Source organism: Macrococcoides caseolyticum (assembly GCF_002902665.1).
In the GTDB taxonomy this organism is placed as follows: Bacteria; Bacillota; Bacilli; order Staphylococcales; family Staphylococcaceae; genus Macrococcoides; species Macrococcoides caseolyticum.
The window spans coordinates 4,495-13,906 of sequence record NZ_PPRM01000042.1; the positions used below are offsets into that span (position 1 = coordinate 4,495).

13 protein-coding genes are annotated in these 9,412 nt (G+C 32.3%); 7 read left to right on the top strand and 6 right to left on the bottom strand.

Features of this window, described 5'->3' with window-relative positions:
• On the top strand, positions 1–923 hold a 923-nt coding region (locus CD152_RS06715), incomplete at its 5' end, for an LCP family protein (RefSeq protein ID WP_103214578.1).
• A gap of 30 nt (positions 924–953) precedes the next feature.
• Here CD152_RS06715 and CD152_RS06720 read toward each other — a convergent pair.
• Positions 954–1,142, bottom strand: coding sequence for a 2-hydroxymuconate tautomerase (locus CD152_RS06720; RefSeq protein ID WP_041635987.1), 189 nt, complete (start codon positions 1,140–1,142; stop codon positions 954–956).
• 47 nt (positions 1,143–1,189) lie between these two features.
• Complete coding sequence (locus tag CD152_RS06725) at positions 1,190–2,194, bottom strand: cation diffusion facilitator family transporter (RefSeq protein ID WP_012656926.1); 1,005 nt, start codon at positions 2,192–2,194, stop codon at positions 1,190–1,192.
• Between the two features lie 160 nt (positions 2,195–2,354).
• On the opposite strand from CD152_RS06725, the gene CD152_RS06730 reads away from it, so the two are divergent.
• Positions 2,355–2,741: a sporulation protein gene (locus tag CD152_RS06730; protein ID WP_157819825.1), complete on the top strand. Its 387-nt coding sequence runs from the start codon at positions 2,355–2,357 to the stop codon at positions 2,739–2,741.
• Positions 2,742–2,871: 130 nt separating this feature from the next.
• Here CD152_RS06730 and CD152_RS06735 read toward each other — a convergent pair whose 3' ends face one another.
• Complete coding sequence (locus tag CD152_RS06735) at positions 2,872–3,321, bottom strand: GNAT family N-acetyltransferase (protein ID WP_101140597.1); 450 nt, start codon at positions 3,319–3,321, stop codon at positions 2,872–2,874.
• 82 nt (positions 3,322–3,403) lie between these two features.
• Here CD152_RS06735 and CD152_RS06740 point away from each other — a divergent pair, with 82 nt between their 5' ends.
• The 4 genes from CD152_RS06740 to CD152_RS06755 are packed head-to-tail and all read left to right on the top strand — an operon-like array spanning position 3,404 to position 6,334.
• Positions 3,404–4,144 carry a hypothetical protein gene (locus CD152_RS06740; protein WP_101140596.1) on the top strand — a complete coding sequence of 247 codons (741 nt, stop codon included), beginning with the start codon at positions 3,404–3,406 and terminating at the stop codon, positions 4,142–4,144.
• Between the two features lie 9 nt (positions 4,145–4,153).
• Positions 4,154–5,044 carry an aminoglycoside phosphotransferase family protein gene (locus tag CD152_RS06745; RefSeq protein ID WP_012656930.1) on the top strand — a complete coding sequence of 297 codons (891 nt, stop codon included), beginning with the start codon at positions 4,154–4,156 and terminating at the stop codon, positions 5,042–5,044.
• A 31-nt stretch (positions 5,045–5,075) separates the two neighbouring features.
• Complete coding sequence (locus CD152_RS06750; protein ID WP_086038668.1) at positions 5,076–5,561, top strand: NUDIX hydrolase; 486 nt, start codon at positions 5,076–5,078, stop codon at positions 5,559–5,561.
• Positions 5,562–5,566: 5 nt separating this feature from the next.
• Complete coding sequence (locus tag CD152_RS06755; RefSeq protein WP_101140595.1) at positions 5,567–6,334, top strand: hypothetical protein; 768 nt, start codon at positions 5,567–5,569, stop codon at positions 6,332–6,334.
• Positions 6,335–6,351: 17 nt separating this feature from the next.
• Here the strand turns inward: CD152_RS06755 and CD152_RS06760 are convergent, their stop codons facing one another.
• The 3 genes from CD152_RS06760 to CD152_RS06770 all read right to left on the bottom strand — a co-directional run bounded on the left by CD152_RS06760 (position 6,352) and on the right by CD152_RS06770 (position 8,177).
• On the bottom strand, positions 6,352–6,624 hold the full coding sequence (locus tag CD152_RS06760; protein ID WP_101140594.1) for a Txe/YoeB family addiction module toxin: 273 nt from the start codon (positions 6,622–6,624) through the stop codon (positions 6,352–6,354).
• A complete protein-coding gene (locus CD152_RS06765; protein ID WP_101140593.1) occupies positions 6,617–6,874 on the bottom strand; it encodes a type II toxin-antitoxin system Phd/YefM family antitoxin in 258 nt (85 codons plus the stop codon). The genes CD152_RS06760 and CD152_RS06765 overlap by 8 nt, the downstream gene beginning before the upstream one ends.
• Positions 6,875–7,004: 130 nt before the next feature.
• On the bottom strand, positions 7,005–8,177 hold the full coding sequence (locus tag CD152_RS06770) for an MFS transporter (protein ID WP_101140592.1): 1,173 nt from the start codon (positions 8,175–8,177) through the stop codon (positions 7,005–7,007).
• A 518-nt stretch (positions 8,178–8,695) separates the two neighbouring features.
• Between CD152_RS06770 and CD152_RS06775 the strand changes: the two genes are divergently transcribed.
• Positions 8,696–9,190: a cysteine hydrolase family protein gene (locus tag CD152_RS06775; protein ID WP_157820952.1), complete on the top strand. Its 495-nt coding sequence runs from the start codon at positions 8,696–8,698 to the stop codon at positions 9,188–9,190.
• Positions 9,191–9,412 lie beyond the last annotated feature (222 nt).

The window sequence follows — 9,412 nt, forward strand, 5'->3', positions numbered from 1 at the left end:
CAAGAAGAAAAGGAAAGAAAATCAGATTAAAAAAACTACCATTTGTAATTTTGGGATTAGTTTTATTACTTATACTGATAGTAGTTTTTATCAAATCAAGTTATAATAGTGGCCTTGATTTAGCAGCAAGACATGGGCAAAAGCATGTCAACTATGACTTTAATGGAGTATCTAATAAAGACGGTAAATCAAATGTTTTAATTTTAGGTCAAGATCGCATGATTGATGGATCAGCAAGAACGGACTCTATTATGATCGCACAATACGACTTCCTTAATAAGAAGGTAAAAATCATTTCAGTCATGCGCGATATATATGCTGAAATTCCAGGATATAGAAACTATAAAATTAATACAGCCTACACGTTAGGTGGGCCAGAGTTACTGCGTAAGACGATAGAGAAAAATTTAGGTATTCCAATAGAACATTATGCAATTATAGATTTCAAAGGGTTCGAAGCCATGGTAGATGAAATCTCACCGTCTGGAGTACCGGTAAATGTGGAAAAGGATATGTCTGAGAATATCGGTGTATCTTTAAAGAAAGGTCAGCATAATCTAAATGGTAAAGAATTATTAGGATATGCTCGTTTTAGACATGATGAAGAAGGGGACTTTGGACGCGTAAGACGTCAGCAGCAAGTAATTTCTGCGTTAAAACAAGAAATGGTCAGTCTTCCTGTGTTCTTTAAAACACCGAAATTAGCTGGAATTGCAAGAGGTTATGTCAATACCGACCTTAAAGATGGCGAGATATTTCGAATGGGAACAAGCTTTGTAATCCGTGGAGACAAGAAGCAGAGCACATTGACCGTACCAGTAAAAGGAAGTTTCCAACAGGCAAGCTATCCTGAAGCAGGGGCTGTGCTTGAAATAGATAAAGAAATGAATAAAAAGGCGATACAGAAGTTCTTAAATGAATAAAAACAGGAGAAGCGATTGCTTCTCCTGTTTTTATTGTTGATCTGATAATAATTGACCCGCTACTGCATAACGCTCTTTTTTAAGTTCTTCAATAAATACATGAACTTTCTCTTTCGGCGCTCCAGAGTTACGGCTTACAACTTCCGTTACTTCTTCAACGATTTTCTTTAACTGTTCTTCAGAACGACCTTCAACTAATTCTACTGTTACGAATGGCATAAACATTCTCCTAACGTCTAAAATTTATTGTTCAATGCTATTATATACTATTCATAGATATTACGGTTAACAGATGATCCATTACCACTTATCCAGTCGTCCATGCCGTCGTCTTCCATAATCTCGACGTTAACATCTGTAACATGAGGCTGTTTTAATAATGCACTCGTTACCGACTTTTTGATTTCAGTTAATTCTCTTAAATTAAATTCATGGTTTGAAACTTCGATCAATGCTTCAACGTGCTTGTCTTCTCCTTCTTTCATTACAACAAGGCGTTTGATATCTGAAACATCAGGATGTTCTAATATCACTTTAGAAGCATTAACTTCCATCTCTTCATCTGCACGGCCGATTGCACCAGCCGCATTTTCCATGAAGACTTTAAACACAACATAGAACATTGCTAGACCGATGATAACAGAAACGATACCTTCAATTTGGCTCCATCCTGTAAAACGAGCAATAATAATAGCGATTAAAGCAATGAATCCTCCGCCAGTTGCTACTGTATCTTCCATGAATACCAGTTTCGTTGCAGGTTTGGCACTTCCAATATTAGCAAAACTAGTAGTTAAAGGATGAAGGCCAGTGGCAGGTTTGTGAACTTCTTCAAGTACTTCTTGTCCTGCTTTATATAATACTGATCCTTCTAATACAACACCGATCAATAATACACCAATAGCAATTAAAAATTGATTTAACGATTGCTCTTGATGCGTTGGATTCATAATATGATGTATTCCCTCTAACACTGTTTCATAAGCTAAAATCGCAACGATGATCACGGCGAATAAACAAACGATGTTAACCAGACGGCCATATCCAAACGGGAATCTTTCATTCGGTGCTTTCTTAGAAACAGCTGAGCCGACCCAGACAAAAAGTTGGTTTGCAGCATCACCATAAGAGTGCATCATCTCTGCGAACATTGCAACGTTACCAGTAAATATATAGGCAACTAGCTTTAAAGTACCTAAAATAAAGTTGACGATTGCTGCAATTAAAGAGGATTTACTCCCTTTTTTGAGTAATGTAAATAATCCTGTCATAGAATTCTCCTAACATATTTAATTTTATATTTACTTTACCTATTATAGGTGAAAATAAACATAATAAAAAGAATACTTGATTGATTTGATGTTATTACTTTATTTTAAATTTTCAATTAACTATGCGACAATAGAAGTAACTTATATCAGGAGGGTTATTATGTTTAAAGAATTATTAACATCTATCGGTATTGGAGATTCTAAAATCAACACAAAGCTGGAGAAAACATCATTCAGGTTAGACGAAGATATTAACGGGGTAGTGGATGTACATGAATTAGATGGACTTGAGATCGATCACATAGAATTATCATTAATTGAACGTAAGAAAAATAAGGATGAAATGAGTCAATTCGAATACTTAGATGAGAAATTAGCATCATTTACTATCGAAAACAGAGGATCAGAAACAATTCCATTCACATTTCCGGCAATTCATAACGTTGAAGATGTAAATCATACGTTCGTGATCATTACACATGTATTTGTCAGCAGCTCAGTTGATTATTATGATGAGGATGAAATTTACTTTGAAAGTGTCAGTTAAAGTTAATAACTAAAAAATAGATAATCCATTATATCGAAAACCTGTAGTAGATAATAAAGATAAAATAAAGAAATTACTTATAAACATGGGAATTTTAACAATCTATTCAGCGTATGGATACTATGGGTGCTCACTTTACAACTTTACTGAGCATTATCTTATCCATCGCCCTAATACCATTTTCCATAATGACTTCTTTATATTCATTGATAAAGAAGTCTTTTTCTATTTCTTGAATTCTTAATCCACACTTTTGATATAACGCGAGTTGATTCAGACTTGAGTTCGCTGTGGCAATGATTAACTTATCGTATCCTGAATGCTTCGCTATTTTCTCCGCTTCTTTTAAGATCACCTTACCGTAACCTTTCCCATGATAAGCTTCACTTACTGCAATGTTCATTATTTCAATGGTTGATTCACTAACTTCTTTTAATACGACAACACCAATAGGTTTACTTTGTTCTAATATATAGATTGAACTTTCACTAATATATCGATTAATCATTTCAATCGAAGGGTCTGCTAATAACAATAACTCTAAAATTTCATCGTTGATTTCATAAACTTGTTTTAACATCGAATCACCTTTTTGTAAGAATTTTCTGTATAATGTCATTATATATTTTTTTCTTATGATAAACACAGAAAGGTGCATATTAATGAAACCAATCTATACTTTTGAACAAGCTACTGATCTAAATAAGTATCATGCTGATATTACATATTTCCATACACAAATTAATGATTTCGAAAAATACCTTATAGATAATTTTCAGTTAAAGGATATACCACATGGTGTATTCTGGACATCACGTTTTGTGATGGAGGAGGTACTCGAAAAGCCAGTACCTGCTTTTACGAGAGATGAAGCGATTTATATGTGTGCTGATCGTGATTATTGGGAACAATATTTAACAGCGTTGCTTCCAGAAGTTTTAAAAGATAAATATACGTCATTTTATACCGAACACACTAAAGATGAGATGCTTGCAATATTAGGACATGAACTCGCGCATCATATTGATCTATTTCTTGCTGAATTTGATGAAGAGAAACCAACCTGTGAAGATATGTGGTTTGAAGAAGGAATGGCGACTTATCTTCCTAGAAAGTTCTTTTTTGATGAACAGTTATTCGAAGACATATATCATCTTGAAAAGTCACTTTATGAATATTATTTAAATGAATTCGGTGACCTACCTTTAGAACACTTTACATATGATATTTACTCACACCCAAAGGAATATATTATGTTACATTACTGGATGAGTTTTGTTAAAGTCACTCAGTTTGTAAGTCTTGTAGATGGAGATGTATCACGTTTATTTAAACTTTATCATGATTGGGATAAAGAAGGGAGAAAGGTATCTTTAGCGCATTATTTTAAAACACATATTTAGGAGGGTGCCATGCATATTGATGATTTAAATGATCACTTGCCAGGCTTTCATTTTTTGAAGTTAGAAAGCTTTAACAAAGGCTGGTCAGATGACAAAAAATATATTGTTACAACTCTAGATGATAAATATCTATTACGTCTTTCTTCTATTGATAGAATAGAGGATATTCAATTGCAAATTAATTTAGTTGAACAGTGCATGGACCTTGGCCTTCCAGTGCAACAATTAGTATCACACGGCGAGTATCATAATCATTATTGTTTACTATATCAATGGATTGAAGGTCATGAAGCTAAAGAAATATTACCGACATTAACTTTAGGAGAACAATATAAGCTTGGTCTTGAAGCCGGGAGAATATTGAAAGTCATTCATGCTATACCTGGAGCAGAGCAGTTTGGATGGCGTGACTTTTTTCTAAAGAAAATCGAACGTAAGAAATCGATGTATCTAAACTGTGAATATAAATACGATAATGATCAGTGTTTATTTAGTGTAATAGAAAAGTATGAAAATCGTATCATCGATAAACCTGTTGTCTACCACCACGGCGATTATCATGTAGGGAATATGGTCATTGATGAAAAAGGTAAACTGTGGATTATTGATTTTGATAGATGTAGTATCGGTGAACCATTTGAAGAATTCAATCGTATCAGCTGGTGTGTGAACACGAGTGAGGCTTTTAGTAGAGGGCACGTTGATGGATATTTTGATAATAAAGTACCGATTGATTTTTGGGAAGTATTATCTGTTTATATCGCTACGAATATCTTTTCTTCATTACCATGGGCAGTCCCATTTGGTCACAAAGAAATACAAGTGATGAAAGAAGAATTTGAAGTACAACGTAAGTATTATGAAGATTTTAATATGGTAATACCTAAATGGTATAAATAATATTGCGAATTACATCATTGGAGGGATACACTTGAGTGAAATATGGGAACTTCTAGATATGAATAGACAAAAAACTGGTATCCTCCATGAAAGAGGCGTTACAGTACCTGATGGATTGTACCATTTAGTAGTAGAAATCTGGATACAGAAACCAAATGGTGATTTGCTACTTACACAACGTCATCCTGATAAACCACTTGGTTTGAAATGGGAATGTAGTCGAGGATCTGCTGTTGCAGGAGAAGATGGTGTACTTGCTGCACATCGTGAGTTACTTGAAGAAGCAGGTATATTTGCGCCTTTAGATGATATTCAATTCAAAGGTTATACCATGCATTCACATTATATTACTGAGACTTATCTATACGAATCACCAACCAATGACATTACATTTAATCTTCAGGCTGAAGAAGTTGTTGATGCTAAGTGGGTAGCACCGAATGAAATTGAACAAAATTTAGATGAAGTAATACCAGATTTATGGCATAGATATTGTAAGTATATTAAAGTGGGGTAGTTAACATGCGTAATTTGAAGTTTGAGTTTGACCTTTTCTTTATATCAGAAGCTTTCTTAAATGAACATCAGCATAATTTATTAAACACCTTAGTTGTTCTGAAAGAAGAGTTTAAGAAAAACAGTAGTTTATCGAATGTTGTTAACCATTCAACGTATCAAACATGGCATCTGACATATGAATTTGTTATTGTAGCCGAACCAGGATGGTATGAAAGCATAGAAAATACATTTAAAGATGCATTGAAACAAGAAATGATCGATAATGGTACGCAGCTGATCAATGATGATAGATTAATAACTTCAGCATATTGGGATACGCTCTCTCAAAAAGAACAAATAAGATTTATCCAACAGTTCGATGATGAACCTAGCAAAACAGATATAACGCAGTTCAGTAGAATATCTCATCTTACTGCATTGCATAATAAATTCCCGGAAAACCATGGCGCAAATTGTTTGTCGGCAACACTGTATGCATTAACTAAAAATCCATTTATATTAGAACAGTGGGTGCATCAGGAAACCTTTATGCTCTTCCTTAACCGTCTTGGATACAAAGAAGTGGAATCTTCATTTAGCAGTGGAGATATTATCTGTTTCTATTATGACGATTTACTTACACATGCATGTTATGCGATTGATGACGAATATGTCTTTAACAAGCAAGGACAGACATTCTGGGAACCATGGATGATAGAACGATTTGAGACGATTCAAAGTAAAAGAGATGAAGTTAATTATAAAATTTATAAAAAAATTAAGGTAGGATAGTCTAATGAATGGCTATTCTACCTTTTATAATGAAAACGACATTGTAAAATACAAATGGAATCATCTTCTATCTTATATACGAGCCTATGTTCATGAGTGATCCTTCTGCTATAGCAACCTGTATAGTTTCCTAATAATTTTTCTGGCTTACCTATACCTTCATTTGCACCATCAATCATAATACTCTTTATTAGTTTATTTATTCTCTTTAATACAGTTTTATCGTTAGATTGCCAGTACGTATAATCTTCAAAACCACTTGAATAAAATAGTATCTTTTTCTTAGGCATCTAAATCAATCTCAACTTGAAGTAAGTTATTTTTATCAATTGATTCATCAATCGCTTTTTGTAATCTTTCGGCATTCGCTGGTGTACTCTGTAAATAAAGTGTTTCAATCATACTATTATAATCTTGTTCAGATAATATCACGGCATTATACGTATTTGTTGTGATTGTGTAAGGTTCACAGTCTTCATTAACAATATCTATTATTTTTCTAAAATTTGATCTTGCATTAGAATAAGTTGTGACTTTCATTTCATCGCCTCCTTGTACAATAATATTGTACCACTCACGAGATATTATGTATACAATTATTACTTTTTACTCTTAAATATACTGATTTTAAAAACCCATCGCTCAAACATTTGAGCGATGGGTTTATGCTTTAGAATATATTTTTATATCGATATGTTAGAAAGCAAACCAATAAGTAAGCAAGCGAAGCTACAACAAATGCGAATGTTAAGTTAGTGTGTTCTGCTAGTATCGACATCACAAATGTTGATAAACAAAATCCTAAACTATATATACTCTGATTTAGTGTGTAAGTATCAAGCAGTGTTTCATGATTTAAATGCTTTTGGATTTCTGTGTGTAGTGATATAGACAATAGCTGTTCTATAATGCCATAAAGCCATGATAGCAGGACAGCTAGTATTAACCATCTGTTAATCCCGAAGATGAACGTAATGAGTGAAAGCAGCATATATCCACTGTAATAGAAGTGCACCATTTTAAATCTTTCAATCAAATGAATCATCTTTGATCCGACAAGTAAACCTACGAAAAATGCCGCGTTGATAATACCAAACCAGTAAGATGGGGCATTTAAATATTCTTTTACAAAGGCGATCATTATTGCAGCAATCCAGACAGCATGGCCAAATGACGCGATGAAAGTATTCCAATTTAAATATTGACTGTAGCTGGTACGATTGCTTTTAAGAACCGCTTTGAAATTTTTGGAACCTATACGCTCACTCTCTACAGTATTAATATTAAAATTTATCTTCATCATAAATATCACAGATATGATAGACAAGATGATACAAAACATAATCAATCCATCACTATGCAGGAATGCTAACAATATACTGCCTAATGCCCAGGCTGAAATTTGTATCATATTATTCATACTGCTAATTTTTCCGTTTGCTCTAAGTATATTATCCTTTAACTCAAAGTAGGGGATTAATGTGTTGCTTAATGGATTTGTAAAACCATCTAAGAACGCAATCATAAATGCTAACCCTAATATATAGATATAGTGCAATTCAATATACATTGTACCGATCAATATGATCAGCAAGCCACATTTCATCGTTTGATTAAACACTAAAATATATTGCTTTTGAAATCTAGAATATATAATTGGTGCGATAAATCCACTTACAAAATAAGCAGATGTGATGAAAATAGGAACTAATGCACTTAATTGAATAGAGTGAGTCAATTCATATAGATAAGCAATCAGTGCAATAATATAAATATTATCGCTCGTATTGGCGAATAACTGACTAAAGTATAAGTATTTAAAGTTATTTGTAAATCCTTTCATGATTTCCTCCTAATTTAAGAAGATCATAGACTTACAAATACAACTTATTTAATTGTTTTTATTGACTTGTAAGTCTACGTCTAATTGATGAATTAGAAAAAAATCATTACATATGAGATCACCTTTTATTATTTTTAATGCATTCATCTTATCATTATCAGAAAATTTGTACAATATTAAAATGGGAGAATTTATTGATTATATTGAAACAGATCATCTTTTAAATCTGGGCTTTCAATAATAACTGCATTTAAACCATTATTCGTTCTTGTTTCATGCATTTCCAAAGCTTCAAAGAATACCTCTGTATTCTTACTGAATGAATTGTGATTATCAATTTCTCCAAAGGATATATTTTCATAGTTTTCTCCTTTTATTTCATTTTAATTTTTCGAAAATCCTTTATAATAAATGTAATACATTAATTTGAGGGTGTTACATATTCTTTAATATATTATGTAATTTTATTATTTTTTTGCATGGACAAATGAATTTTTTATTTATTTTGAGGTGATATTTTGGAAGCTTTATTAGTTATTGATTTTCATACACACTTTTTAGAAAAAGGTGATTTTTCAGTAGTTAAGAAGAATGCTATTCATCTAGTAGAAGTATTTAAAGAAAACAAATTACCTATCATTGCGGTGGAACTTATTAATCACGAAACAAATAAGCCACTTCCTTTAGACCCAGTTATTCATAAAAATGCCGATAAGATTTATTCTAAAAATAAACCCAGTGCTTTTAAAGATACAGATTTGCAACAATATTTAATTTCACTTGGAGTTACTGAACTAATCATTATCGGTTTTAATATGGAATATTGTATTTTATTTAATGCGATTATTGCTAATGAACTTGGCTTTAAAGTTACAGTAATCGAAGATGCTTGTGCAACAGTTAATAATTCAGAAACATATGAAATGCCTGGGTTAGATATTAATGATTTCGTATCTACAGTTTTGCATTGGTCTGATGAAGTAGAAGTTCTGATGATAGACGAGTATGTGTGATTTGGGTTATTTATAATTTTGAGATAATCTCAATTTTTAGCTGTAAATAATATCGTGAGGCTCATTATGAAGTTTTTGCAGGTACTATCCATCGACCGGATTTTATTTTCTTTAAATGTATAAAGTTATAACTTTGAAATAGAACTAGCATATTATTGCTAGTTCTATTTATTTCTAAATAAATATTTAAATATTCTAAAAATTGTTATATAATATAATTAA